Here is a 25,681-nt window from a genome sequence, read left to right on the forward strand (position 1 = left end):
CTTGTGATGGACGGTCCCCGGCTGCGGCGAAGACCGCCGCCGGGGCGAAGGCTCAGGCGATGCCGAGCAGCCGGATCAGGCCCAGGCTCACCGCAGTCAGCGTTGCGAGCGAGGCGACGACGGCCAGCGTGACCCGCAGACCCGCGCCGGCGACGCTGCGCACGTCGACGGTGAGCCCGAGCGCGGCCATCGAGACGATGGTCAGGACGTTGGCCGTCTCGGCGATCGGAGCGAGCGCGGCCTGCGGGATCACCCCGGCCGAGCGCAGGCCCGCCACGCCCAGAAAGGCCAGGATGAACCACGGCACGAGATGGTGGATGGCAATCCGTCCGGACTTCGGACGATTGCCGGCGGTGACCTGCGGGTCCGGCGCGTCGGTCTCCTCCCGCAGACGGCTCGCGCCGAGCGAGAGCGCGAGCACGACGGGTCCGAGCATCAGCACCCGCACGAGCTTGACCAGCGTGCCGACCTGGACGCTGAGCGCGGCAACGGGTGCAGTCGCGGCGAGAACCTGCGGCACGGCGTAGACGGTCAATCCCGCGAGCACGCCATACTGCATCGGCGACAATCCGAAGAGCGGGACGAGCAGCGGCAGCCCGAGCACGACGAGCACGCCGAGGACGGCAGTGAAGGCGATCGAGGAGGCAACATCCTCGCCGTCGGCGCCGATCACCGGCGCGGTCGCGGCGATCGCCGAGTTGCCGCAGATCGAGTTGCCGCAAGCGACGAGGATCGCGAGGCGATGGTGCAGTCCCAGAGCCCGGCCGATGCCGTAGCTCGCGGCAATGGCAAGCGCGACGACCGCCGCGATCCCGGCAAGCAGGCCGGGGCCGGCCTCCAGCAGCGTCGTGACGCTGAGCGAGGCGCCGAGCAGGACCACGGCGATCTCCAGCACCGTCTTCGCGCCGAAGGCGATGCCGGAAAAAAACCGGGACGGCGGGGTCCAAGCGGTGCGGATCGCCGTGCCCAGCAGAATGGCCAGCACGAGCGCTTCCAACCACGCCCGGCCGAAAAGCTGCACCTCCACGCTCTCAAGCCCAACCGCGGCGGCGGTGACGGCGGTGCATAGAGCGAGGCCCGGCAGGACGCGCTTTAGCGCAACGAGCGAGGAACGGAGGGGCGTGCTTCGCGGCGCAGCGCTGGTCATCGGGTTCTCGGTGCATGTGATGAGCACGGCACTCTCGCCCCTCAATGCCATTCGATCCAATGGAACGTTGAGAACATTTCAATCTATTTACTTGATTGATCGATCCTGAGACCGGACAACGAAGAGATGCCGGGGCGCCGGCAGTTCCAGGTTATCGCCGAGCAGACGACGCGCCGAGGCGAGGATTTGAACGGTTTGCAAGTCTGCGCAGGAGCGCGCGCGCTGCTCAAGCTTACGCAATCGGCCGACGAGGCATGGGGACGCCACGCGAACGCCGTTCCGATGCGCCGTCACCGCGCTTGTGATCAATCGACCGATACGGCTCGAAAGTCCGGAAGATTGCGGGATTTCGCGTTCGCTGAGCGTTGCTTGCATGGCCTCGACCTCACGAAGGGTGTGTCTGCAACGCGACGTTGCTTAGACAAGTCGATACGGTCCAACGGATTGAACCGATCTTTTCATTCTCCTTTATCGATCAATTCCCCGCTTCTTGAGTGCTGATAACGCGGGCTGCGTCTCGCTCACCGCACCGCGAAAAACAACGCGACCAACGCGATGACGAGGATCGCGAGCGGCACCAGCCAGACTACACCCATCGCACCGCGCGAAACGCCGAGGGTACGAGCCGCCCTGTGGTGCTGGCGCTCGATCAAGCCGAGTTCGCGGATGTCCTCCAGTTCGGGGTCGGGATCGCGGTGCGGGGGATGTGCCATGACGGGTTCCATAAGGTCTCGGTTCAGGTCGGGATATCGCAGGCTTCGATCGTCGTATCGGCAGCCAGCCGGTAGAGGCGTACCGATCCGGTCGACAGCTCGACCGCCTCGATCGCGTCCGGGCTCAGACCCTCGATGGCCGCCACCAGGGCGCGCAGCGAATTGCCGTGCGCGACGACCAGCGCGATGCCTCGCATCGCGGCGGGCAGGATCCGCGTGATGTAGCAGGGCGCCACACGCGCCAGCGTATCCCGAAGGCTCTCCCCGTCGGGCGGAGCAGCGGCGAAAGAGCGACGCCAGATCGCGACCTGATCGGCGCCCCAGCGAGCCTCGGCAGCTTGATGAGTGAGGCCGGTCAACGCACCGTAGTCGCGCTCGTCGAGTTCGGCGGCCTCGACCACGTTCTGCCTGGGGAGACCGATCGCTTCGAGGATCATGTCGGCGCTCTCGCGCGTGCGCGAGCGAGTCGAGCAGAAGACCGCGTCGGGTCGTAGGCCGCGCTCCGACAAGTGCCGTCCTGCGGCGCGAGCCTGCTCGCGGCCGAGCATGGTGAGAGGCACGTCGCGGGTGCCGGTGAATTCGCCCGCCGCGTTGCCGGTGCTTTGCCCGTGCCGCACGATAATGAGGGTGCGCGCGCCGCTCACGACACACCTCCGCCGAGTGCGGCGCGCGCCAGGGCGAGGCCGGCCACCAGCCCGACCAGACCGCCCGCGACCGAGAGAACAAGGTAGTAGGCGGCTGCCGGGAGCCGACCGCGATCGTACAGGCTGATCGCGTCCAGCGAGAAGGTCGAGAAGGTGGTGAAGCCCCCTAGCACGCCGGTGGTGATGAGGAGCTTGAGGGGATGTCCGTCCGCCCCGCGAAGGACGAAGGCCTCCGCGAGCATCCCCATCAGGAAGGAACCGAGCACGTTGATCAGGGGCGTTGCCAGCGGGAAGTCGAGGCTCGGTAGAACGCGCGCAACGGAGAGGTTGACGCCGTGACGGGCGCCACCTCCGAGGCCCGCCCCGAGCATCACGATCAGAAAATCCACGTCCAAACCCTCCTCTGTCTCGCAAAGGGGTCGGTCAGTGGGCCGTGGCAAGGAGCGTGCACCTACCACGGGCGAACCTCGCCCTCGCGGTAGGAGCCATTAGCCCCGGATCGGGGCGGTCGACGGGGAACTCCATCCCCTTCCGCAGCCCCGCCGATCGGATCGGTGGGCTCGGATGATATGAACTCGCAACGGGCGGGACGCGCTCCGGTTCCTCACGCGCCGAACGGGAGACGTCTTCATTGGCCCGAGTTCGCTCAAGGCTGCCCTGCCGTCTGCGGGCCGGAGGCGAAGGGATGGTCCGCGAGCGTTTCCACCGGGGCGTAGCGACCGATGATGACGACTAGGAGCAGGCCGCCGACGAGGCCGAAATTCTTGAAGAAGTCCCAGAAATGCGACTTGCCCTCGCCCTGTCGCGACCAGAAGTGCGGGTATTCCCAGAAGCGATGGAAGAGTAGCGCCGTCACCGCGCAGAATCCCATCAGCACGAAGGCGGCAGCGCGGTCCCACCAGCCGGAGACGATCAGTACCGGGGCGATCGTCTCGACTAGGATGCCGAGCACCAGCATCGCGGCCGGGCCAGGAATCGGCGCGGACCGAGCCTGCTTCATCGCCTGATCCCAATGCACGGCCTTGTCGAGCGCGCTCAGCGGGAAAAGACAGACGAGGCAGAGCTTCGCGACGAGCGGGGCGGCGGCGTTGAGCCATTCGGCGAGCGAAGTCATGCGTTTTTCCGGATTTGGGAGGTCGGAACGATGAATGGGCGCGCCGCGCACGACGGGGCGGTTCGCACGCGACTTCGAGGAGTTTGCCCGGACGAACGCGTCGCGTTGCCGGATGTGACAAGCCTAACTGTTCGAAAATGCAGAACGATCGAATTGGAACGGATCCAGACGGCGCCACTTGTTGCTGCAATCTTTACAATGACGGCTGCTGGCTAGAGCCTATGTCACAGGACCACTACGACGTCATCGTGATCGGCTCGGGACCAGGCGGAGGCTCGTTGACCCACCGTCTCGCTGGAACCGGCAAACGCATCCTGCTCCTGGAGCGCGGCGACTACCTGCCGCGCAGCCAGGCGAACTGGAGCGCTAAGACTGTCTTCGTCGACGGCGCGTATCAGGCGCCCGAAACCTGGTACGGCGGCGACGGCCGGGAATTTCACCCGGGCTTGCACTACTACGTCGGCGGCAACTCGAAGGTCTACGGCGCGGCGCTGCTCCGCCTGCGCGAGCGCGACTTCGAGGAGCTTCGCCACGTCGACGGAGTGTCGCCGGCATGGCCAGTCTCCTACGCGGAGTTTGAGCCGTACTATGCCCAGGCCGAGGCGCTATTCTCGGTCCACGGCAGCCGCGGCGAGGACCCGACCGAGCCGTGGTCGAGCGGCGGTTACGAGCATCCCGCCGTCACCCACGAGCCGCGCATCCAGAGGCTCTCCGACGATTGGGCGGAGCAGGGCCTGAACCCGTTCCACCTGCCGCTTGGGATCAAGCTCGACGAGCGGAACGGCAAGCCGACGCCCACCTCGGTCTGCATCCGCTGCGACGCCTTCGACGGCTTCCCCTGCCTGCTCAACGGCAAGGCGGATGCCCAGGTGATGACGGTCGACCCGACGCTCGCCCGGCACAACAACGTCACGCTGCTCGTCAACGCTTACGTGTCGACGCTCGAAACGGACCCGGCGGGAAAGACGGTGACGGGCGTGCGCGTCACCCGCGAGGGCCGGGAGGAGTTCTACTCGGCTGACATCGTGGTGGTGGCCTGCGGGGCGCTGTCCTCGGCGCTGCTGCTCTTGCGCTCGGCCAACGGTGCCCATCCGAACGGGCTCGCCAACGGATCGGATCAGGTCGGGCGCAACTACATTCGCCACAACATGTCGGTGCTGATGGGGCTTTCGAAGGAGGTCAACGAGACGGTGTTCCAGAAGACGCTCGCGGTCTCGGACTTTTACTTCGGCTCGAAAGACTACGGGTACCCGATGGGTCTGATCCAGATGTGCGCCAAGACGCACCCGGACCAAATCCGCGGCGAGGAACTGCCGAAATGGACAGGCTTCCTGCCCGACGCTCCGTTCGAGGTGATGGCCCGCCATTCCATCGACTTCTGGCTCCAGAGCGAGGATCTGCCCCGCCCGGACAACCGCGTCTCGATCGATCGGGACGGCAAGATCGTCCTCGACATCGCCGAGAACAATCGCGAGGCGCACGAACGGCTGCGCGCCAAGCTCGAGGCGCTGCTTGTGCCGGGCGGCCTCTACGGCTACCTGTTCGAGCGCTCCCTGTATCTTGGCAAGAACATCCCGCTGTCGGGGACGGCGCACCAGGCCGGGACGCTCCGCTTCGGCACCGACCCGCGCTCCAGCGTGCTCGACCTGACCTGCCGGGCGCACGAGCTCGACAACCTCTACGTCACCGACGCGAGCTTCTTCCCCTCGATCGGCGCGGTGAACCCGACCCTGACCATCATCGCCAACGCACTGCGGGTCGCCGACCACATCGCCGAGCGCCTGCAGTAAGGCGTCGCGCTCCCCAATTCATTGTCAACAGAGATTGTTTCAATTCAACCATTCCGTTGGATCGCTGAGATCGGGCGGCTAGCTTCCAGAAGATCGGGGTCGTCCTGGTCGTTCGCGTCAGAGGAGAAGAGATGTCCGGGATCGTCGTCGTCACGGGAGCGGGAGCAGGCGTCGGCCGAGCCACGGTCGAGGAGTTCGCGCGCCGCGGTTACGACGTGGCACTGCTCTCGCGCGATCCGGATAGGCTGGAACGCGCCGCGGCCGCTCTACGCCGGCACGGCGTGCGCGCCCTTCCGATCCCGACCGATGTCGCCGATGCCGAGGCCGTCGAGGCGGCCGCCGACCGGGTCGAGGCCGAGCTCGGGCCGATCGACATCTGGGTCAACGTGGCGATGGCGACCGTCTTCGCTCCGGTGAGCAAGATCACCCCGGAGGAGGCCGAGCGTGCGACGCAAGTGACCTATCTCGGTCAGGTCTACGGTATGATGAGCGCGTTGAAGCGCATGCGGGCGCGCAATCGCGGCACCATCGTCAATGTCGGCTCGGCGCTGGCCTACCGCTCGGTGCCACTGCAGTCACTCTACTGCGGCGCCAAGTTCGCCATCCGTGGCTTCACCGACTCGCTGCGCTCCGAGATCCTGCACGACAAGCTTGATATCCACCTGACCATGGTCGACCTGCCGGCGGTCAACACGCCGCAATTCGACTGGGCGATGAACAAGATGGGGCAAAAGGCGCAGCCGGTGGCGCCAATCTACCAGCCCGAGGTGCCCGCCCGCGCTATCGTGTTCGCGGCGACCCATCGCCGTCGCCAGGTCTGGGTGGGCTACCCGACCGTGCAGGCGATCCTCGCCAACCGCATCGCGCCGGGGCTGATCGACCGCTACCTCGCCAAGGCCGGTTATAGCGGCCAGCTCACCGACAAGCGCCTGCCGCACGACGCGCCGTCCAACCTGTTCGAGCCGGTGCCCGGCGATTTCGGTGCCCACGGCCGCTTCGACGCCAAGGCGCGCGCGGGCAGTTGGGAGATGTTCACCGACCGTCACCGCACGGCGTTCTGGGGGGCGGCCGCGCTCGGCGCCGTCACCGGCCTGCACCTGCTGGCCAAGCGCTATCGGTTCTGAGGCCGTGACGACATCGAGCAGGACGGACCGATGAGCAAGCCGATCGAGAGCTACGCCCTGATCGGCGACGGTCAGACCGCCGCGCTCGTCGCCCGCGACGGGTCGATCGACTGGCTGTGCTGGCCGGATTTCGACTCAGACGCCTGCCTGAGCGCGCTGCTCGGCGACGTCGAGAACGGCCGCTGGCTTCTCGCACCGGCGGAGGTCGGCGAGGTGCGGCGGCGCTATCGCGGCGACACGCTAGTCCTGGAGACCGAATTTCACGGCCAGGCCGGGTCGGTCCGCCTCACCGACTTCATGCCGATCCGCGGGCGCCATTCCAATCTGGTGCGGATCGTCGAGGGCCTCTCGGGTGCGGTCGCGATGGATTGCGATCTGAGGCTTCGCTTCGATTACGGGGCGCTGCCGCCGTGGTGCGAGCCGCGGGACGATGGCGCGGTCGCGACGGTCGGCCAGCATCGGGTGATCCTGCGGGCTCCGGTGCCAGTGACCGTCCGCGACGGAACGCTGGCGGCCGGCTTCACCCTGCGCGAGGGCGAGCGCCACGCCTTCGTGCTAACCTGCACCGCTTCCTGGGACCCGGAGCCCGAGCCGATCGACGCGCAGGCCGCGCTGGACGGCACGATCGCCCACTGGGAGGACTGGATCGGCAGCTTCGACGCCTCGCGCACGCGCTGGCCCGAGGCCGTCAAGCGCTCGCTCCTGACCCTCAAGGCGATGGTCCACCAGCGTTCGGGCGGGTTGATCGCCGCGCCGACCACCAGCCTGCCCGAGGCGCCGGCCGGCGACATGAACTGGGACTACCGCTATTCCTGGCTGCGCGACGCGACCTTCACGCTCGGCGCCTTCATCAACGCGGGCTTCACCGACGAGGCGACCGCCTGGCGCGACTGGCTGCTCCGCGCCATCGCCGGCGCGCCGGACGAGATGCGGATCATGTACCGCGTCGACGGCTCGCGCCACCTCGACGAATGGACCGTCGACGCGCTGCCGGGCTACCGCGAGGCCCGGCCGGTGCGCATCGGCAACGCCGCCTCGACGCAGGTCCAGATCGACGTCTACGGCGAGGTGCTCGACACGCTCGCGCTCGCCCGTCGCGCCGGAATACTCGCCAGCGCGCATCAGGAGGCGATGGAGGCCCGCATCGTCGCCCATCTGGAAAAGGTCTGGCACCGGCGCGGCTCTGGCGTGTGGGAATCGCGCGGGCAGCCGCGGCAATACACCTATTCCAAGGCGATGTGCTGGGTCGGTTTCGACCGAACGCTCGCCCACGCCCGCCTCGACGACGCGACGCGCGGGCGCCTGGAGGCTTTGCGCGAACACGTGCGCGGCGAGGTCTGCCGCGACGGCTGGAACGCGGGTCTCGGCACGTTCACGCAGAGCTACGGCAGCCACGCGCTCGATGCGAGCCTGCTGCTCCTACCGCTCGTCGGCTTTCTGCCCGCCGACGATCCGCGCATGGCCGCCACCATCGCGCGGATCGGCACGGAGCTCGACCAGAGCGGCTTTATCCGGCGCACCCGCGCCAAGGGCAACGGTGCGGACGAGGGCGCCTTCCTGCCCTGCTCGCTCTGGATGGCCGATTGCCTGCGTCTGCAGGGCAGGCAGGACGAGGCCGCGGCCTATCTGGAGCGCGTACTGGGCGTGGCCAACGATGTCGGCCTCTTGTCGGAGGAGTACGACGTGCCGGCCAAAGAGCTGACCGGCAATTACCCGCAGGCGCTGACGCATCTCGCCGTCGTCAACACGGCGCTCGGCCTGTCTGGGCCGGTGCTCAGCCGCGGCGGCGGCTGATGGCATTCGCGGCGGCGCGGTGGACCGGTGACGAGGGGGAACGGGACGCAATGTGTTTTTCGGCGGAAGCCAATTTCGTGGCGGCGGGTGCGATCGGCCTCGTCGGCCTCGCCACCCTGCGAAAGGTCAGCGCGGTGCCGGCCGTGCTGTTCGCAGCGACGCCGCTGCTGTTCGCCCTGCACCAGCTCACGGAAGGCTTCGTCTGGCTTGGGCTCGACGGGCGCATCCGTCCGGAGGCGCGGGACCATTTCGTGTTCCTGTTCGTGCTCTACGCGCAAGGCGTGCTGCCGCTGCTGATGCCGCTCGCGGTCTATCTGATGGAGCCGCCGGGGCGGCGGCGTCTGCTGATCGGCGGGTTGACCGCGGTCGGCGGAGCGCTGTGTGTCTATACCCTCTACGGCGTCATCGCCTTCCCGACCACGGCGCGGGTCGAGCATCACTCGATCGTCTACGACAACGCCGCGACCTCGTGGCTGTCCGTGGCAGCCGCCTACGTGCTGGCGACCTGCGGCGCCCTGGTGCTGTCCTGGCATCGCGTCGTCATGGGGTTCGGTATCCTGAATTTCGTGGGCGTCGCCGTGACCCTGATCGTGCGGGGCTACGCCTTCACCTCGGTGTGGTGCCATTATGCTGCGGTCCTGAGCGTGCTGATCTTCTGGCAGTTCCACAAGGGCCACATCGACCTTCGCGACCCGAACTCGCGGGCGCTCACCGCATGACCGGCGCTCGACCGATGAGTCGGACCGCAGGGCGCCGCCCTGCCGCGGCGGCGGCATGGCCGGGACGCACCAGGGCGGTCGCGGTCGCCCTCGGCGCGCTCGGCCTGCTGCCGCTCGGCGGCTGCGGCGTGCTCGATCATGGCTTTCTCGGCGCGGCCGGGCCGGTCGCCGACGAGACGCGCAGCCTGTTCTACACCGTCTGCGTCATCCTGATCTTCGTCGCCGGTCCGGTCCTCGTGCTGACGCCGATCTTCGCCTGGCACTACCGCCTGTCGAACACCAAGAGTGCCTACCGGCCGCAATGGGGCTTCAACTGGCCGCTCGAAGGCTTCATCTGGATCCCGCCAGCGATCATCGTCGTCGTTCTGGCTGTATTCCTGTGGCGCGGCACGCACCGGCTTGATCCTTACAAGCCGCTCGCCGCCGATGCGTCGCCCGTCGAGGTGCAGGTGGTGGCGCTCGATTGGAAGTGGCTGTTCATCTACCCCGAGGAAGGGGTCGCCAGCGTCGACGAGCTCGTCTTCCCGGCGGGCCGCCCGGTGCATCTCAGCCTGACCAGCGGCACCGTGATGCAGTCGTTCTTCATCCCCCAGCTCGCCGGGCAAATCTACGCGATGGCCGGGATGACCACGCAGCTCAATCTCGCGGCGCATAAGTCCGGCCGCTTCCGCGGCGAGAACACGCAGTTCAACGGCATGGGCTTCCAGAATCAAAAGTTCCCAGTGCTGGCCGAGAGCGAGGACGGCTACCGCGCCTGGCTCGCGCGGGCGAAGAGGAGCGGCAAGACCCTGGACATGGACGCCTACAAGACGCTCTCCGCCCGTTCCGTGCAGGCGCAGCCCAGCCAATTCGGATCGGTCGCGCCGAAGCTCTTCAAATCGATCCTCGCGCTCGACGATGCAGGCGCGCACGCCGCCCACAAGGAAGCCAAGCAATGAGCGGCGACGACCTCTGGTACTGGCTCCTCGGACGGCTCGACGCCAAGGCTCTGCCCTTCGTGCGCGCCTGGGACCACCCGACGCTCAGCGAGTTCATCGGTGCCGGAGCCGGCGCGATGGTGGTGATCGGCGGGATCGCCATGGTCGTCCTGCTGACCTGGATGCGGTGGTGGCGGCCGCTGTTCCTCGACTGGCTGACCAGCCTCGACCACAAGAAGATCGGCATCATGTACGTCGTCATCGCCGCGGTGATGTTCACCCGCGCGCTGATCGAGGCGGTGCTGATGCGGACCCAGCAGTCGCTCGCCATCAACGCGCCGGGCATCGTCGCGCCGGAGCACTTCGCTCAGCTGTTCAGCACGCACGGCACCATCATGATCTTCTTCATGGCGATGCCGTTCCTGACGGGGCTGATCAACTACGTCGTGCCCCTCCAGATCGGCACCCGCGACGTCGCCTTCCCGCTGCTCAACTCGATCAGCCTGATGCTGACCGCGGGCGGGGCCGGCCTCGTCATGGTCTCGCTCGCCGTCGGCGACTTCTCCACCGGCGGATGGTCGGGCTACCCGCCCTATACCGGAAAGGCGTTCCAGCCCGGCGTCGGCCCGGATTACTGGATCTGGGCGGTCACGCTGTCCTCGCTCGGCACCACCCTCTCGGGCCTCAACTTCGCAACGACAATCTACAAGAAGCGCTGCCCGGGGATGCACCTGATGCGCATGCCGCTATTCTGCTGGACGGCACTCTGTACCTCGGTGCTGATGATCTTCGCGATGCCGCCGCTGACGCTGGCCACCGCGCTGCTGGCTCTCGATCGCTACGCCGATTTCCACTTCTTCACGAACGACCTCGGCGGCAACATGATGAACTACGTGAACCTCTTCTGGCTGTTCGGCCATCCGGAGGTCTATATCCTCATCCTGCCAGCTTTCGGCGTTTATTCGGAGGTGATCTCGGCGTTCTCGTCGAAGGAGCTTTACGGCTACATCTCGCTCGTGCTCGCGACCATGGCGATCGGCGTGCTTTCCTTCACGGTTTGGCTGCACCACTTCTTCACGATGGGCCAGAGCGCCGACGTCAACGCCGTCTTCGGCATCGCCACGATGACGATCGCGGTGCCGACAGGAGTGAAGATCTACGACTGGATCTGGACGATGTTCCGCGGCGAGGTGCGCTTCACCGCGCCGATGCTGTTCTCGCTCGCCTTCCTCGTAACCTTCGTCCTCGGCGGCTTGTCCGGCATCATGCTCGCCGTGCCGCCGATCGACTACGTTGTCCACAACACCGTCTTCCTCGTCGCGCACTTCCACAACGTGCTCATTCCCGGCCTGCTCTACGGCATGATCGCCGGCTATATGTACTGGTTCCCCAAGGCCTTTGGTTTCCGCCTCGACGAGCGCTGGGGCAAGATCTCCTTCGTCTGCTGGGTGGCTGGCTTCTACCTCGCCTTCATGCCGCTCTACGTGCTCGGGCTCGGCGGCATGGCGCGGCGGAGCCAGGCCCTGTTCGAGCCGGACTACCGGCCCTGGCTGATCGTCGCGGTCCTCGGCGCCTTCCTCCTGCTCGCCGGGCTCGCCACGCTGTTCGTGCAGCTCTTCGTCAGCGTGCGAAACCGTGAGGCGAACCGCGTGCCGGTCGGCGACCCGTGGGACGCGCGCAGCCTGGAATGGTCGATCCCCGCGCCGCCGCCGGAATACAACTTCGCGACGATCCCCCATGTTGACCGGCGCGACGTGTTCTACTGGCGCAAGGCGGAGGAGAGCACCTATCGCGCGGCCGAGCGCTACGACGACATCGCTGTGCCGAAAAACAGCTGGATCGGCCCGATCGTCGGCTTTGCCGGCGCGATCTGCGCCTTCGGGCTCGTCTGGCACATCTGGTGGATGGCAATCCTCGGCCTCGTGTTCGCGTGGGTCGCGGTGATCGCACGCAGCTTCGTGCGCGACACCCACAGGATCGTCCCGGCGGCCGAGGTCGAGGCGCGCGAACGGCGCTGGCTCGCCGAGGTGGAGCGCGCGCGGCCGATCCCCCGGCGGCTCGAGGAGACCCCGCAGAACGTCGGCCTTGCGGAGCCCTTTCCGGCGCCGGTGCCGGCATGAGCGGGCCGCAACTTCGACATGTCGGGCTGAACCTCACCGGGGCCGACACACTCGAACCGGGCGAGGCCGAGTCCAGCCTCTACGGGTTCTGGATCTTCCTGATGAGCGACGCGGTGCTGTTCGCGCTGCTCTTCGCTGTCTACGGCACGCAGCTCGCTGCCACCGCCGGCGCGCCGGGGCCGCAGGACGTGTTCGAGATCGGCCCGGCCTTCGTCGAGACCCTGATCCTGCTGACCTCGAGCCTGACCTTCGGGCTTGCGGCGATTGCGATGAAATACGACCGCACCCGCACCGGCCTGGTCGTTTGGCTCTGCGTGAGCTTGACGCTCGGGATCGCCTTCCTCGGCTTCGAGCTGAACGATTTCGCGACGATGGCCTCGAAGGACGCCACGCCCGACCGCAGCGGTTTTCTCTCGGCCTTCTTCGCGTTGGTGCCGACGCACGGGCTGCACGTCACTATCGGCTGCCTATGGATCGTGGTGATGCTCGCGCAGATCGCAACCTTCGGACCCGACGACCGGGTCAAGCTCAACCTGCTGCGGCTCGGTCTGTTCTGGCACTTCCTCGACATCGTCTGGATCGGGATCTTCTCCGTCGTCTACCTGCAGGGGGTGCTGCGATGAGGACGGGAGGCGAGACCAGGGCCGCCGTGCTGGCCAAGGCCCTCGGGGCCGCCGCCCTGCTCGGTGCCTTCAACCTGATTCTCGGGCAGGAGCAACGGCCAATGAACGATGGACATCTTTCCGTAGCGCGAGGGCGCACACCGGACAACACCCATTCCAGGCGGGTCGACCTCGCGACCTACGCGATCGGCTACGTGCTGGCCCTCGCGCTGACCTGCTTCGCCTTCGCGCTGGTCTATTGGCGCTGGGCCGCCGTCGGGACCGCCCTCGGCGTCGTGCTTGGGCTCGCACTGGTCCAGGCGCTGGTGCATTTTCGCTGCTTCTTGCATGTTGACCTGAAGCGCTCGGCCCGCGACGACCTTCAGCTGATCCTGTTTTCCACCCTCATCGTCCTTCTCATGGTTGGCGGCACCCTCGTCGTACTGTTCAATCTTCGTATGCGGATGATGTAGGGCAGATAGATCCGTCAACATGAATCTAGGCTGCACAGCAGCACAGCACAAGAGGGCAGCCATGTCTGATAAGACCGCACCCACAATGGAGTACTGGCACGTCTATACCGACGCCGAAGGGATGAGCCGTCAGAAGAAGTGTACGTTATCCGCGTTCAAGTTCCAGGGCGTCGGACCCGATGTCGAACCGCAATGGAATGACAAGCAGGAGTCGAGCAAGGCGGCCGTGACCTTCACGGTGTTGCCCGTCGGCTGGGTCGGGGAGTGGCACGAGAACCCGAAGCCGCAATGGATCGCGATCCTGTCTGGACGCTGGTTCGTCGAGACTATGGACGGAACCCGCGTCGAGATGGGGCCGGGCGAACTGATGATGGGCGAGGATCAGAACACGAAGGAGCGCGACGGCAAGAAGGGACATCTCTCCGGAACGATAGGCGAGGCGCCCTGCACGATGATCGTCACCGGTCTCGACGTCGCGCCGACGGTCGACCGGCCCGGTCGTTTCCGCTGACTGCGAAGGACAATACGATGGCGCACGACGATCCTCTCCGTTCCGGCCGCCTGCTGCGCAGACCTGGACCGTCCGGGACGATCGATGCGTTCACCGGCGTTGAGGTACACGATGTCCGGCTCGAGACGGTCCTTGCGCCCGATGCCGGATGGGAGGTGCTCTACACCTTCACCTTGCACGGAGAGGGCCCGGTCTGAGATACCCCTCGCGACCGTCTCGTCTGGTCGGACGTGCCGAATCGGCGCCTGCTCGCGTGGTACCCGGACGGGCGCGTCGAGGTCGCCATCGACAACACGCAGTTCATGAACGGCAACGCACTCTGCCCGGACGGGAGCTTGGTCCACTGCGAGCACGGCCGGCGCTGCATCAGCCGCTCAAACGGGAACGGCGTGCCGGAGCCGATCGTCACGCACTATGAAGGCAAGCGGCTCAATTCGCCCAACGATGTGACAGTGGCTGCAGATGGAGCAATCTGGTTCACCGATCCGACCTTCGGCATCTTGATGCCGAACCAGGGCAGCCTCGTCGAGCCGGAACTCGATCACCGCAGCGTCTACCGCTTCGACCCCCGCGATGGCGCACTGCGGCGCATGGCGGACTTCGACGAGCCCAATGGGCTGTTCTTCTCCCCCAACGGACGGACGTTGTACGTGTCCGACACGGCGCGCTCACTCGGCGAGATCGTCGGAGGGCACGCTCGCGACACGCACGAGATCCAGCTGTTCGACGTCGCCGCGGACGGTGCGCTGTCGAACGGCCGCCTGTTCTGCCGTACCGATCATGGCTACCCGGATGGCTTCGCGGTGGACGCCCGTGGCTGGGTCTGGAGTACGGCCGGCGACGGCATCCACGTCTATGCCCCGGACGGGGTGCGGCTTGGCTTCATCCCGACGCCGGAGGTGGCATCGAACTGCGCCTTCCACGCCGAGGGTAGCCGTCTGTTCGTCGCTGCCACCTCGTACTTGCTCGCGCTTGATCTCATCACCTGAAACCCGCCGCTTCCTCCACTGCGACCTCAAGCGGTCGGCCCGCGACGCCCTTCAGCTGATTGTGTTCTCCACCTTCATCGTCCTGCTCATGGTCGGCGGCACGCTCGTCGTGCTGTTCAACCTGCGCATGCGCATGATGGAGGATATAGCAGGGCAAGCCCGGTCAGCGCTCCCGTTTCGGCTCCCCGAACGCGGTCAGAGGACGCCGGTCTCTGCCTTAATGGGGACACCTGGGGCGAAGTCGCAACGGTCGGCCAAGTCAGCCGCGCGCCTGGACGCTGATCGTGCCGCTCGGTTCGAGCACGATCACCTTGGTATCGGCGACATGCTCGACCTTCGCCTGCCGGAGCGCTTCGTCGAGATCGGCCGGGCTCACCGAATGGCGCAGCCGAGCCTCCTCAAGCAGCCTGCCGTCGCGCGCCAGCGGCAGGGCCGCTCCCTCGAACAGTTTGGCCAGCGTCGGCGAGCGGGCCGCGGCCTGCGCACACAGCCAGTGCAGGAACACGACGAGCGCACAGGCCGCCATCGTGCCGAAGAGCGGTGCGCTGCCCGTCAGCGCCCGGCTCAGCGACGAGCCGAGGATGATCGACACAACGATGTCGAGCGCCGACCACTTGCCGAAGACGCGTCGGCCGGCAACACGCACCAGCAGCAGGCCGTAGCCGAAGATCAGCGCGCCGCGGGCGCATTCCTGCCAGCCGTTTAAGTCGTGGGTGCGCCCGAAGACGGCGTCGATCAGCTCCAAGAGATAATCATCTTTCGAGTTCGTCGCGCTCCGGGCCGGAGGATCGGACACGGCTGCGCCTTAGCGGAACCCACCCGGGCAAAGAATGTCCGCCGCGCATCTCCCGGCACCAGTCATGCTGGCTGCGGGCCCCCCTCCGTACCTACAACTCTCTCACCGCGAGGACTGGCAAAAACGCTCGGTCTGCCATTTTGCGCCGCCCGGCTGGGAGGCGCTGAAGCAGTCGCGCTCTGACGCGCCCGCTTTGACCTCGGCGTTCAGCCCACGCACGACGATCGCGCGCACGTAGCCCTCCGCCTCGCCGAAACGCACCCGGCACCACTGCCCTTCGCAGGAAAACACGTGGAGCGGCTCGGCCGGGCGCACCTCATCGAGCACGCAAGCGCTGTCGCGCCGCGCCTCTCTAGGTCGCGAACCCATAAAGTCTGGCACGTGTAAGGCGTGGTGTCGTTAGCCCTCTGGAGACGGAGGATCTGGATGGCGCGGTTTGACCTGACGGATGCGGAGTGGGCGGTGATCGAGCCGCTTCTGCCGACGGATGTGCGCGGCAAGGAGCGGGTGATCTCGGCTCTCGCGCTCGATCGCGTGCGCATCGTTGCGCTGCGATCTCATGCGGCGCCGGGTCGGGCTGCTGTCGGTCTCCTCAGCCATGGTGCTGTCTCCGCGTCAGGCCAGCCCGACGCCGTGCCGGTGTGAGGCCACGACCTGCCGATCGATATGCGCTGTCGTCCAATGCCGGATCTCGTCGTCCGTCAGGCCAGCAAGATCGACCGCGACATCGCCGAACTCGAAGACGGCCTCCTCGGGAATGCGCGAGGGTGTCAAACAGCGTTGAACATTGGTTCATCTGCACTTTCGGTGCTGGCGGGCCCCCGTGCGGCCAAGCTTTACGGGTCGACCTCAGGCGGCCTGTAGGACATGCTGGCGCAGAAGATCGAACTTCGCGCGGCCGTACATGCTCCGCTTGATCAGTTTGAGACGGTTGACCTGTCCCTCGACGGGGCCGTTGCTCCAGGGCTCGACGATGGCCGCGCGTACGGCAGCCTCGTCCTGCCGGAGCCCGGTGACGAAGCCGCCGAGATCGGTCGCGGCTGCAGCCTCCAGCCACCAGGTGATGCGGCGTGTCGAGGTATCCGGGCGAACGGTGGTCGCGGCAATGCACCCTGCCTCCGTCGCGCGACCCAACGCCGGACGATGTCGTAGCTGCCGGTAAAGCCCTGCGCGTCCAGCTCGCGGTGAAGGACGGTGGCGCTGCGCTGGCCTTCTTGCCAGCGGGCCTCGACGAAGGGGAGATGGCGGTCGAGCCGGCTTGAGCCCGGTGCGCGGCGGTAGGACATGAACCGGCCCGCTCGGACCCAGCGGCGTACGGTGTTGCGGGAGGCGCCGATCCGGCGAGCAATCTCTTTGGTCGGCAGACCTTTGCCGTGGAGGCACAGGGCCGCTTCGCAGCGATCGCATCGCTGGCTGTTCACCTCCGGCGTGGGTGCGGTCTCCGTCGGGACCGGGGAGGCAGAGCGATCCTGCGCGCCTCGGTGCGCTACGTCGCGGATCTCGGACTGGTGCCGTTCGACGATGCCGCGCAACGCCTCCGACGCGTTGACGAGCAGGTGCCAGCGATCCGCGACCTGCGTCGCCGTCGGCGCTCCCGTGCGCGCGGCCTCGGCCTAGAGGCTGTTATGGACCTGTCAGCTGTGAGGCTCAGATGATGGGCGATGAGCCTGTCCCGGAAAGCCTACCCGTCTGATGTGTCCGATGATGAGTGGGCATTGGTCGCCCCGTATCTGACGCTGGTCCGCGAGGACGCTGGCCAGCGCGCGCATCCGTTGCGGGAGGTGTTCAACGGGCTGCGCTACGTGGTGAAGACGGGCGCGCCGTGGCGCTGGATGCCCCACGACCTGCCGCCCTGGGCGGCCGTCTACCAGCAGGCGCAACGCTGGCTGCAGGCGGGCTGCTTCGAGCAACTGGCCGAGGACCTTCGCGCCGTGCTGCGCCTGGCGGCCGGGCGCAAGGCGGAGCCGTCGGCGGCCATCCTCGACAGCCGAACGCTGCGGGCGACGCCCGAGAGCGGCGAGCGGGCCGGCTACGATGGGGCCAAGCGCAAGCAGGGCTCGAAGCTGCATATGGCGGTGGACACGCTCGGCCACCTCCTGGCCCTGCATGTCACGCCGGCCAACGCCGATGACCGCGCCCAGGTCGAGCGTCTGACCAAGGCTGTGCAGGCGGCCACCGACGATCACGTCGAGATCGCGTTCGTGGATCAGGGCTACACGGGCGAGAAGCCAGCCACAGCCGCGCGCAGGCACGGCATCGAACTGGAGGTCGTGAAGCTGCCGGAGGCCAAGCGCGGCTTCGTACTGCTGCCCAAGCGCTGGGTCGTGGAACGCTCCTTTGCCTGGGCCACCCGCTTCCGCCGGCTCGTCAAAGACTACGAGCGCTATGCCAGCACGCTGGCTGACCTCCACATCGTCGCCTTCGTCTGCATCATGCTCAAAAAGGCCGCTCTACTCGCAGCCAGTTCATAACAGCCTCTAGGGTCCAGAGCGGTCGCGGCTGACGATAGTCACGCTCGGATGGGCGGTGAGCCAGTCCCGCACCGGTGCCGACGAGCGGCCGGGCAACAGGTCGATGACGCGCCGCCGTTCCAGGTCGCACACGATGGTGCCGTAGGACCGGCCGCGCCGCCAAGCCCAGTCGTCGATGCCGACCACCCGCGGCGGCGCGGACAGCACGATCCCGCGACGGCGGATCAGGCGCAGCACGGTGTCGCCGCTGACCGGCATGGCCAACCGCCGTGATAATCTTGCGCCGGGCTCACCGCCGAGCACCATGCCGATGTCGGTCTGCGCTTCGGCCAACCGGTCGCTGCGGCGCGCCTTGCGCGCGCCCAACCCCGGCACGCGTTCGGCGAAAATCCGCCCCGGGCAATGGCTGCAGCGGAAGCGGCGCACCTGTCCCCGCCACGTTACCGCCCGATCCTGCCAGGGCAGATCCTTGAACGTCCGCCAATACGTGCTGTGCACTCGCGTCGAAGCACGCTCGCAGACCCGACAGGAGGCCTGGGCCGCCGTGGTCCGGGCGGTGATCAACAGCGCCGTTCCGTCCAGTGTCAGATCCTCGACGTGCAGGCCGTCCGGGACCGACGGCATCGACGGGTTTGAGATCGGCATCGCGCTGTCCTCGGGCCACCACGCGGATCAACGCCCGAATCACCCCGCAGCACCGAAAATGCGGATGAACCAAAGTTGCACGCCGAAACACAGGCAGGAGGAGCGTGCGGTCGAACGGCACTACATCGCCCCCGGCAAGCCGCAACAGTACGGTTTTGTCGAAAGCATCAATGTGCGCTTGCGCGACGAGTGCCTGAACGAGCATCTGTTCCGGAGCCTGCCGGCGGCCCGGACCATCATCGAGGCGTGGCGGGTCGACTATAACACCTGCCGCCCGCACACGCGCCTCGGCGGGCTCACCCCGAATGCATTTGCAACCCGGTCCAAGCAGGACCAGAACCAGAACGGACTCTGGTTATGAACGGGGGCAAACAGGGGGCAAGGTTAAGGGTAGGCCGGAGCGCAGCACGAACAGGATGCCGGTCAGTGCCGCCCGATTGTCGATGGGAGGCCGTCCGCCATTCGGGCGAGGCCGAGGCGGCGGCAGGAGCGGAGCAAACTCGATCCAGAGATCGTTGGGAAGCAGAGGTCGAGCCATACCCGACCAATGCAACACCAACCGCATCGTGCCGTTCTGTTAGGTGCTCTAAGAGTTGGCCAAGGACACATCGATTGCGGCTGGGGGATCGATGCATGAATCCGCTCCGACACTGCCGCCGGAGACCGCGATGACGACAGATCCGAGGCGCGCAGCCAATACCAAAGTCGAGTAGATGGCGTAATTTGGCGTGTTCGAGCGTCGTCACCGCAAAGTGGCGCGGAGCCTCGGGGTATCCGGGCGGTCCCTCAGGCTGCTCTGGCTGGTGACGGCGTTTTTTGATCGGCGTCGGCGCAGTCGTCTGGACAAGTCTGCGCTGACCGGAATAGGCCATCGTCCGGTCGAGCGTTACAAGAGGTGGATGGTCGACAGGGGGTGGTACGGCGCTTTTTCCCAGCGGCCACCATTGCCGTCACTGGCCGAAGCTGCCGGCAATCAATCGTTTTCCGATGTTCTCCGACCGGCATTTGGCTGTATTCTATCGCATTCATCGATTGAATACATCTGTTCATTCCATTGGGGCGAACGAACGAAACGTGGGAATCTTCGGCATCAAGTCGGAGCCACCCATGTCCTCGCCAAGCCCATCCTCCCACGTTCGATCGATGCGCGTTCTGAACGACGCCAAGCGCGTCCTTCCGGGGTTGGGCCTCTGCGTGGCGGTCACAGCCGCCGCTATTAGCTTCGAGGCCGTTGAGGCGCACCTGTTCGGTCGCGCTTGGCTCGAAGCCCTGGTGCTTGCGATCCTGCTCGGGAGCGCGATCCGCACCGTCTGGACCCCGTCGCAGCGTTTCTTTCCCGGAATCGCCTTCGGGGCCAAGACCGTGCTGGAGATCGCGGTGGTGCTGCTCGGCGCGTCGCTCAGCCTCGCGACGATCCTCGCCGCCGGTCCAGGCCTGCTCTTCGGCATCGCGGGCGTCGTCGTGGTCGCGATCCTGTCGAGCTACGGCATCGGCCGGGCGCTCGGCCTGCATCCGCGCATGGCGATCCTCGTCGCCTGCGGCAACTCGATCTGCGGCAACTCGGCAATCGCCGCTACGGCCCCGGTGATCGGTGCCGACGGCGAGGACGTCGCCGCCTCCATCGCCTTCACCGCAGTGCTCGGCGTGCTGGTGGTGCTCGGCCTGCCGCTGTTGGTGCCGCTGCTCGGCCTATCGCCGATGCAGTACGGGGTGCTCGCCGGCCTCACCGTCTACGCCGTGCCCCAGGTTCTCGCGGCGACCGGGCCGGTCGCGATGCTCAGCGTTCAGGTCGGAACCCTGGTGAAGCTTGTCCGGGTGCTGATGCTCGGTCCGGTTGTTCTGGCGCTCTCGCTCGGTGCGAGCCGGCTGCGCGAGGAGACCGACGAGGCTGCCCCCGCCGTCACCGCCGGCGACCGCCCGACTCGCGGCAGCCTCGCAATCCACCGCCTGGTGCCGTGGTTCATCCTCGCCTTCCTGGCGCTCGCAGGTCTCCGCTCGGCCGGGATGATCCCGCAGCTTGCGCTCGCGCCGATGGCGGAGACTGCGAACGTGCTGACCGTGGTCTCGATGGCAGCGCTCGGCCTCGGCGTCGACGTGCGCAGCGTCGCCAAGGCCGGCGCGCGGGTGACCCTGGCGGTGGTCGCCTCGCTCCTCGCGCTCGGCGCCGTCAGCCTCGGCCTGATCCGCGTGCTCGGCCTAGCCTGAATCGGTCGGCTACGCCGAGGGCAACTCAGGCCCCGGCGAGGCAGGGCGAGACGAAGAGCTCGCCGCGATAGGCCCCGCGTAGGGTGCGCACGGACACGACCAGCCAGAGCAGCGTCAGCAAGCCGACGAGGCCTGCTCCGAGCCAGGCGAACCCGCTCAGCTCCGTCTCTTCGCCAATCCGGAGGGTCGCCAGGGCATAGACGCCGAGGGGGAAGATGTAGCCCCACCAGCCGAGGTTGAACGGAACGCCGGCGCGCAGATAGCGCACTGTGACGGCGAGCGAGAGCAGGAACCACCAGGCACCGTAGCCCCAGAGGATCAGCGCGCCGATCAGGCCCGTGATCCGGAGGATCTCGGGCGCGGCGGGAAAGCCGCCCGCCGCGAGGATCGGGCCACCGGCCTGCCCCAGCACGAGCAGGCCGAGCGCCCCGGTTCCGAGCGGTCCGAGGGAGAGCCAGCTCGATGCGGCCATCTCCCGCGGCGGCAGGTTGTGGAGCGCCATGCGTAGCACCAGGATCGCCAGGATACTCAGCGCCAGCGGGACCGAGACGCCCCAGAGTACGAAGCTCGTGACGATGACGGCAAGCTGCTGGCTCTCGCCGACCAGAGCCGGGGCGAGCAGGCCGCCGGAGACGGCGACGACCTCGGCGGTCACCACCGGCAGCAGCCAGACGGCCGTCATCTGGTCGATGCGGTGCTCCTGGCGGGTGAACATGAGATAGGGGATCGCCACGGCGCAGATCATGGCGAGCACCACGTCGATCCACCACAGCGGCAGGGCGATGCGGACGGTCTCGCTGCCGAGATACGGTGGACCGAAGATCAGCAGCCCGTTCAGCAGCGTCGCCAGCGCCATCGGGATCGCCCCGAAAAACATCGACACCGTCGAGTGGCCGAAAATCCGCCGGGCCCCGTCGAAGAAGAAGATCCAGCGCGCGCCGTAGACCAGGCAGAAGGTGACGAAGAGCAGGACGGAGGCGAGCCAGAGACCAAGCGGGACCGGGGCCAGCAGGTCATGCGTCGCCGGCAAACGGTCAAGGGCCAAGGCGACCACACCTGTGCCCATCACCACAGTGAACCAGTTGGGCGTGAATTGCCGGATCACGTCCCGGGGATGCTGGAGTCGCGAGAGCGGCTTCAAGCCTGTGCTGATCGCCAGCAGACTGGATTCGGACACGGGGCGCTCTCGGGCTTCGGAGGGTCGACGCACCGGCTCTAGCACGACCCCGCATCACGCGCCCCCGCGATAGAAAGCGGCTCGCACGCGGCGCTGTCACATCGATAACATCGATTAGAATCAGCTGATCAAACTGTTATTAAGAACGACTCCTGGCCGCTACCTTCTCGTCATCACGAACAGACGTGACGACCCCACCAGAAGGATATCGACCATGACCCGTACGATCGCCGCCGTCGTCCTTGCCGCCTCCACTCTTGTCGGCATGACGGGCCTTTCGCAGGCCCAGGGCCTCCGCGCACCGCAGACCCGCTCCTTCACCAACTCATCTGCTCTGGTCTACGGCGACACCGATGGTGCCAACGCCAAGAACCCGGCGCTCCCGGCCTACGCCCGTGGCCGCGGCCAGGAGACCGGCGGCCCGGCGCGGGAACTGATCGGCCGCTGAGAGCGCCCCCCCCCCCCCCTTTGGCCGCCGGGCATCCGCCCGGCGGTGCGTGAAGGCTTCGACCATCCAAATGGCAGGGAGATCCATCATGACCCGACCCACTATCGAGACCACCGACGAGGCCCGGCAGGGTGAAACCAGCAGTCACATGCGCTGGGTTCTGTTCTGGACAGTCGCCCTGACCGTCGTCGCCGTCGGAACCGCCTGGCTGACGTTTATCTGATCCGGCCGCCCGCCATTGACTGGAGATCGGAAATCTTCGGACGATCGCAATGGGAGATCGTTGAAATCTCAAACGATCATTGGATGGAATAATCGTCTCGTCGCAGCATCTCCTGCACGGGGGAACACCTTTCCGCCGGGAAGCCCTGAATCGACGACATGGGTTTCCGGCGGCGAGACCGGACCGTTCCGACCGACGCCAAGGCCGTCGACCGACGTCGACACCGAGATTCGGCGACTGGCCAACGCGGCTCAACAAACGATTCCAGGGAGACATCATGCGCCATCTGCACGAACCGTTTAATCGCCGCCTCGTCCTGGGTGGCCTCGGCCTCGGTAGCCTCGCCGCCGCGATGCCGGCTTGGGCCGCGGGCTCGGTGAAGCTTCCGCTGCCCGGCGGCCCGGACGAGCGGGCGCTGACCACGGCCTTTCCGGGCAAGGGCGAGATGATCATCCAGCGCACCCATCCGCCGCTGCTGGAGACGCCGTTCTCGGTGTTCGACGAGGGCGTGTTCACCCCCAACGACCGCTTCTACGTGCGCTGGCACTGGGCCTCGATCCCGACCGAGGTCGATGCCGGTACCTTTCGGCTGAAGGTCCACGGCCATGTCGAGAAGGAGCTCTCCCTCGACGCCATCGCCGGTCTGCCGCGCTTCGAGATCGCCGCGGTGAACCAGTGCTCGGGCAATTCGCGTGGGCTGTTCGAGCCGCGGGTGCCCGGCGCGCAATGGGCCAACGGCTCGATGGGCAATGCCCGCTGGACCGGCGTGCGGCTCAAGGACGTGCTCGCAAAGGCCGGGGTGAAGGCCGGTGCCGTGCAGGTGCGCTTCAACGGCCTCGACGCGCCGGTGGTCGACGACGCGCCGGACTTCAAGAAGTCGCTCGATCTCGACCACGCCAACAATGGTGAGGTGATGATCGCCTACGCGATGAATGGCGAGCAATTGCCGCTTCTCAACGGCTTCCCGCTCCGCCTCGTGGTGCCGGGCTGGTACTCGACCTACTGGGTCAAGATGCTGTCCGACATCGAGGTCCTGGACAAGCCCGACGAGCAATACTGGATGAAGACCGCCTACCGCATCCCGGACGTGCCGGGCGCCAACATCAAGCCCGGCCAGACCGGCTTCAAGACGGTGCCGATCAACAAGATGGTGCCGCGCTCGTTCGTCACCAACCTGCAGGACGGCGCCAAGGTGGCGGCTGGAACGCCGGTGGCCATCCGCGGCATCGCCTTCGGCGGCGATTGCGGGGTGAAGACGGTCGAGTTCTCCGGAGACGGCGGAGCGACGTGGATTCCGGCGCAGCTCGGCGCGGACGAGGGCCCCTACAGCTTCCGCCGCTTCGACGGCAGCCTGCCGGCGCTGGCCGCCGGGATCCACACGGTGAGGGTCCGCTGCACCAACGCCAACGGCGTCGCGCAACCGATGGACCGCGTCTGGAACGGGGCCGGCTTCATGCAGAACGGCATCGAGACCGTATCTCTCCAGGCCGCTTGAGGAGAACAGCCATGATTGACATCCGCCCTGCGGCCTTGATCGCCGCGCTCATACTGTCGCCCCTGGTGGCGCTCGCCGCCCCGGCTCCCGAGCCGATGCGATTCACCTCGCAGTCGATCGAGATGCCGACTTCCGACCGAATCTTTCCGGATGGGCCGGGGGCGGAGGCGGTCAACAACAACTGCCTCGCCTGCCATTCGGCCGGGATGGTGCTGACCCAGCCCAAGCTCACGAAGGCGCAGTGGACCGAGACCGTGAACAAGATGGTCCATGTCTACAAGGCGCCGGTCGATCAGGCCGACGTGCAGACCATCGTCGATTACCTCACGGCGCTGAAGCCCACACCCTGAGTCCCCTGAACCCCGAGGCCGTCGTACTTTTTTCGCTGGCCTCGGGGAATAGACCACCCTCGCTGGCATCTCCTTGAGGCGATGTACGGCCGGACCAGTCCCGCACTACGCAAACCGACTACGAACCCGCCCTCACGGCCGGCCCCTGGCTGCCGAACGAGCGCGCATGCTCGAAAGACACGCTTCATGACCCAAATCCGCACCAGCCTGCGTGCCCTCCTTGCGGGAGCCGCCTTGCTCCTCGCCCAGCACCAACCTGGATTCGCCGCCGGCTTCGACGGCGCAATCAAGAACAACGCGCTGGCCCTGAACGCTGCCGGCACGGTCGCCGCGGTGTCGAACAGCGAGGAGAGCGCCGTCATCGTCTACGACGTCGCCAAGGGCACGGTGCTGCGCCGCCTCGACGGCTTCGTGACGCCGCGCAACATCGTGTTCGCACCGGACGGCGCCCGCTTCTACGTCTCCGACAGCGGCACCGGCCGGATCACGATCTACGAGACCGCCACCGGCAAGGAGGCCGGCGTTCTCGCCGCCGGCCCCGGGGCCTTCGGCACGGTGCTCTCGGCCGACGGCACCAAGCTCTACGTCAACAACGAAGCCGCGAGCACGCTGACCGTGTTCGACACCAAGACCCTGCTGGCAGATGCCGTGATCCCCGGCTTTTCGCAGCCGCGCCAGGGCGTGAAGCTGTCTCCGGACGGCAAGACCGTGTTCGTGACGAACTTCCTCGGCGACAAGATCACGTTGGTCGATACCGCCACGAACAAGATCACCGGCGAGATCGCCGGGTTCGACAAGCTGCGCGCCATCTCGATCACCAAGGACGGCAGGACGCTGTTTGCCGCCAACAGCGGCCGCAATACCATCGGCGTGGTCGATGTCGCCGCCCGCAAGGTCACCTCCGAGGTGGCGGTGGGCAAGGACCCCTACGGGGCCGCGCTGACCCCGGACGGGCGCTTCGTCTATTCGGGCAACCTCAAGGACAATTCGCTTTCGGTGATCGACACCGGCACGCTCAAGGTCGTCGGCACTGTGACCGGCCTGAACGAGCCGCGCCAAGCGATCGCGTTCTCCGCCGACAACGCCCACGCCTACGTCCTCAACCGCGACCTCAGCGTCGCCGTGGTGGATCGCGCCAAGAACGCGGTGGTCTCGACGATGAAGCCGTGACCGATCGCGCGTCGGGTGCCTTACCGGCTCCCGGCGCGTTCTCA

Annotated in this window: 25 protein-coding genes, 6 pseudogenes and 1 riboswitch; of the genes and pseudogenes, 20 read left to right on the forward strand and 11 right to left on the reverse strand. The window is 66.9% G+C overall.

Features of this window, described 5'->3' with window-relative positions:
• Positions 1-52: 52 nt before the first annotated feature.
• From HNR51_RS15910 to HNR51_RS15930, 5 genes are all read right to left on the reverse strand, one after another.
• Positions 53-1,147, reverse strand: coding sequence for a YeiH family protein (locus HNR51_RS15910; protein ID WP_182555583.1), 1,095 nt, complete (start codon positions 1,145-1,147; stop codon positions 53-55).
• A 521-nt stretch (positions 1,148-1,668) separates the two neighbouring features.
• Positions 1,669-1,860 (reverse strand): hypothetical protein, encoded by a 192-nt coding sequence (locus HNR51_RS15915; protein WP_182555584.1) that lies wholly within the window; start codon positions 1,858-1,860, stop codon positions 1,669-1,671.
• A gap of 23 nt (positions 1,861-1,883) precedes the next feature.
• A complete protein-coding gene (locus HNR51_RS15920; RefSeq protein ID WP_182555585.1) occupies positions 1,884-2,504 on the reverse strand; it encodes a 2,3-bisphosphoglycerate-dependent phosphoglycerate mutase in 621 nt (206 codons plus the stop codon).
• Entirely contained in the window at positions 2,501-2,893 is a 393-nt protein-coding gene (gene crcB / locus HNR51_RS15925; RefSeq protein ID WP_239681416.1) for a fluoride efflux transporter CrcB, read from the reverse strand. The genes HNR51_RS15920 and crcB overlap by 4 nt, the downstream gene beginning before the upstream one ends.
• A gap of 83 nt (positions 2,894-2,976) precedes the next feature.
• Positions 2,977-3,042: riboswitch (Fluoride riboswitch) on the reverse strand.
• Positions 3,043-3,150: 108 nt separating this feature from the next.
• Complete coding sequence (locus HNR51_RS15930; RefSeq protein WP_182555586.1) at positions 3,151-3,618, reverse strand: DoxX family protein; 468 nt, start codon at positions 3,616-3,618, stop codon at positions 3,151-3,153.
• A gap of 278 nt (positions 3,619-3,896) precedes the next feature.
• Between HNR51_RS15930 and HNR51_RS15935 the strand changes: the two genes are divergently transcribed.
• The 11 genes and pseudogenes from HNR51_RS15935 to HNR51_RS15980 all read left to right on the forward strand — a co-directional run.
• On the forward strand, positions 3,897-5,408 hold the full coding sequence (locus HNR51_RS15935) for a GMC oxidoreductase (RefSeq protein WP_239681417.1): 1,512 nt from the start codon (positions 3,897-3,899) through the stop codon (positions 5,406-5,408).
• A gap of 131 nt (positions 5,409-5,539) precedes the next feature.
• Positions 5,540-6,532 (forward strand): SDR family oxidoreductase, encoded by a 993-nt coding sequence (locus HNR51_RS15940; protein WP_182555588.1) that lies wholly within the window; start codon positions 5,540-5,542, stop codon positions 6,530-6,532.
• Positions 6,533-6,562: 30 nt separating this feature from the next.
• Positions 6,563-8,326: a glycoside hydrolase family 15 protein gene (locus HNR51_RS15945; RefSeq protein WP_182555589.1), complete on the forward strand. Its 1,764-nt coding sequence runs from the start codon at positions 6,563-6,565 to the stop codon at positions 8,324-8,326.
• 50 nt (positions 8,327-8,376) lie between these two features.
• On the forward strand, positions 8,377-9,045 hold the full coding sequence (locus HNR51_RS15950) for a DUF6629 family protein (protein ID WP_182555590.1): 669 nt from the start codon (positions 8,377-8,379) through the stop codon (positions 9,043-9,045).
• Between the two features lie 14 nt (positions 9,046-9,059).
• Positions 9,060-9,983, forward strand: coding sequence for a COX aromatic rich motif-containing protein (locus HNR51_RS15955; RefSeq protein WP_182555591.1), 924 nt, complete (start codon positions 9,060-9,062; stop codon positions 9,981-9,983).
• On the forward strand, positions 9,980-12,082 hold the full coding sequence (locus HNR51_RS15960) for a cbb3-type cytochrome c oxidase subunit I (RefSeq protein WP_182555592.1): 2,103 nt from the start codon (positions 9,980-9,982) through the stop codon (positions 12,080-12,082). Before HNR51_RS15955 ends, HNR51_RS15960 begins: the two co-directional genes overlap by 4 nt.
• Positions 12,079-12,705 carry a cytochrome c oxidase subunit 3 gene (locus tag HNR51_RS15965; protein ID WP_182555593.1) on the forward strand — a complete coding sequence of 209 codons (627 nt, stop codon included), beginning with the start codon at positions 12,079-12,081 and terminating at the stop codon, positions 12,703-12,705. Before HNR51_RS15960 ends, HNR51_RS15965 begins: the two co-directional genes overlap by 4 nt.
• Positions 12,702-13,157, forward strand: coding sequence for a cytochrome o ubiquinol oxidase subunit IV (locus HNR51_RS15970; protein ID WP_210280071.1), 456 nt, complete (start codon positions 12,702-12,704; stop codon positions 13,155-13,157). The genes HNR51_RS15965 and HNR51_RS15970 overlap by 4 nt, the downstream gene beginning before the upstream one ends.
• A 61-nt stretch (positions 13,158-13,218) precedes the next feature.
• Complete coding sequence (locus HNR51_RS15975) at positions 13,219-13,668, forward strand: cupin domain-containing protein (protein WP_182555594.1); 450 nt, start codon at positions 13,219-13,221, stop codon at positions 13,666-13,668.
• 17 nt (positions 13,669-13,685) lie between these two features.
• The gene (locus tag HNR51_RS26550) at positions 13,686-13,865 is read left to right on the forward strand and encodes a hypothetical protein (protein WP_210280072.1); all 180 of its coding nucleotides are present in this window, start codon (positions 13,686-13,688) and stop codon (positions 13,863-13,865) included.
• A gap of 21 nt (positions 13,866-13,886) precedes the next feature.
• Positions 13,887-14,657, forward strand: a pseudogene (locus HNR51_RS15980) (SMP-30/gluconolactonase/LRE family protein); the annotation flags it as partial.
• Between the two features lie 259 nt (positions 14,658-14,916).
• On the opposite strand, the gene HNR51_RS15985 reads toward HNR51_RS15980, so the two are convergent.
• Both HNR51_RS15985 and HNR51_RS15990 read right to left on the reverse strand, forming a co-directional pair.
• Positions 14,917-15,402: a DUF421 domain-containing protein gene (locus tag HNR51_RS15985; RefSeq protein WP_182555595.1), complete on the reverse strand. Its 486-nt coding sequence runs from the start codon at positions 15,400-15,402 to the stop codon at positions 14,917-14,919.
• Positions 15,403-15,555: 153 nt separating this feature from the next.
• Positions 15,556-15,780, reverse strand: a complete 225-nt coding sequence (locus HNR51_RS15990) for an SH3 domain-containing protein (protein WP_182555596.1) — start codon at positions 15,778-15,780, stop codon at positions 15,556-15,558.
• A gap of 99 nt (positions 15,781-15,879) precedes the next feature.
• Between HNR51_RS15990 and HNR51_RS15995 the strand changes: the two are divergent.
• Positions 15,880-15,963: pseudogene (locus tag HNR51_RS15995) on the forward strand (IS5/IS1182 family transposase); the annotation flags it as partial.
• A 339-nt stretch (positions 15,964-16,302) separates the two neighbouring features.
• Here HNR51_RS15995 and HNR51_RS16000 read toward each other — a convergent pair.
• Positions 16,303-17,066: pseudogene (locus HNR51_RS16000) on the reverse strand (transposase); the annotation flags it as partial.
• Positions 17,067-17,114: 48 nt separating this feature from the next.
• On the opposite strand from HNR51_RS16000, the gene HNR51_RS16005 reads away from it, so the two are divergent.
• Complete coding sequence (locus HNR51_RS16005; protein WP_141951469.1) at positions 17,115-17,924, forward strand: IS5 family transposase; 810 nt, start codon at positions 17,115-17,117, stop codon at positions 17,922-17,924.
• A 9-nt stretch (positions 17,925-17,933) separates the two neighbouring features.
• Here HNR51_RS16005 and HNR51_RS16010 read toward each other — a convergent pair.
• Positions 17,934-18,548, reverse strand: a pseudogene (locus tag HNR51_RS16010) (ISL3 family transposase); the annotation flags it as partial.
• A gap of 115 nt (positions 18,549-18,663) precedes the next feature.
• On the opposite strand from HNR51_RS16010, the pseudogene HNR51_RS16015 reads away from it, so the two are divergent.
• Positions 18,664-18,930: pseudogene (locus HNR51_RS16015) on the forward strand (integrase core domain-containing protein); the annotation flags it as partial.
• A 12-nt stretch (positions 18,931-18,942) separates the two neighbouring features.
• Here the strand turns inward: HNR51_RS16015 and HNR51_RS16020 are convergent.
• Positions 18,943-19,107 (reverse strand): annotated as a pseudogene (locus HNR51_RS16020) (transposase); the annotation flags it as partial.
• 569 nt (positions 19,108-19,676) lie between these two features.
• Between HNR51_RS16020 and HNR51_RS16025 the strand changes: the two are divergent.
• On the forward strand, positions 19,677-20,774 hold the full coding sequence (locus tag HNR51_RS16025) for a YeiH family protein (protein ID WP_373325224.1): 1,098 nt from the start codon (positions 19,677-19,679) through the stop codon (positions 20,772-20,774).
• Positions 20,775-20,799: 25 nt separating this feature from the next.
• Here the strand turns inward: HNR51_RS16025 and HNR51_RS16030 are convergent, their stop codons facing one another.
• Positions 20,800-21,951, reverse strand: a complete 1,152-nt coding sequence (locus tag HNR51_RS16030) for a TDT family transporter (protein ID WP_182555598.1) — start codon at positions 21,949-21,951, stop codon at positions 20,800-20,802.
• Between the two features lie 214 nt (positions 21,952-22,165).
• Here HNR51_RS16030 and HNR51_RS16035 point away from each other — a divergent pair, with 214 nt between their 5' ends.
• From HNR51_RS16035 to HNR51_RS16050, 5 genes are all read left to right on the forward strand, one after another.
• On the forward strand, positions 22,166-22,399 hold the full coding sequence (locus HNR51_RS16035; RefSeq protein WP_182555599.1) for a hypothetical protein: 234 nt from the start codon (positions 22,166-22,168) through the stop codon (positions 22,397-22,399).
• An 88-nt stretch (positions 22,400-22,487) separates the two neighbouring features.
• Positions 22,488-22,622, forward strand: coding sequence for a hypothetical protein (locus HNR51_RS26745; RefSeq protein ID WP_283215074.1), 135 nt, complete (start codon positions 22,488-22,490; stop codon positions 22,620-22,622).
• A gap of 277 nt (positions 22,623-22,899) precedes the next feature.
• On the forward strand, positions 22,900-24,117 hold the full coding sequence (locus tag HNR51_RS16040) for a molybdopterin-dependent oxidoreductase (protein ID WP_182555600.1): 1,218 nt from the start codon (positions 22,900-22,902) through the stop codon (positions 24,115-24,117).
• A gap of 11 nt (positions 24,118-24,128) precedes the next feature.
• Positions 24,129-24,467 (forward strand): c-type cytochrome, encoded by a 339-nt coding sequence (locus HNR51_RS16045; protein WP_091945219.1) that lies wholly within the window; start codon positions 24,129-24,131, stop codon positions 24,465-24,467.
• 186 nt (positions 24,468-24,653) lie between these two features.
• Positions 24,654-25,637, forward strand: a complete 984-nt coding sequence (locus HNR51_RS16050; protein WP_091945216.1) for a beta-propeller fold lactonase family protein — start codon at positions 24,654-24,656, stop codon at positions 25,635-25,637.
• Positions 25,638-25,681 lie beyond the last annotated feature (44 nt).

The organism is Methylorubrum thiocyanatum (assembly GCA_014138645.1).
In the GTDB taxonomy this organism is placed as follows: Bacteria; Pseudomonadota; Alphaproteobacteria; order Rhizobiales; family Beijerinckiaceae; genus Methylobacterium; species Methylobacterium thiocyanatum.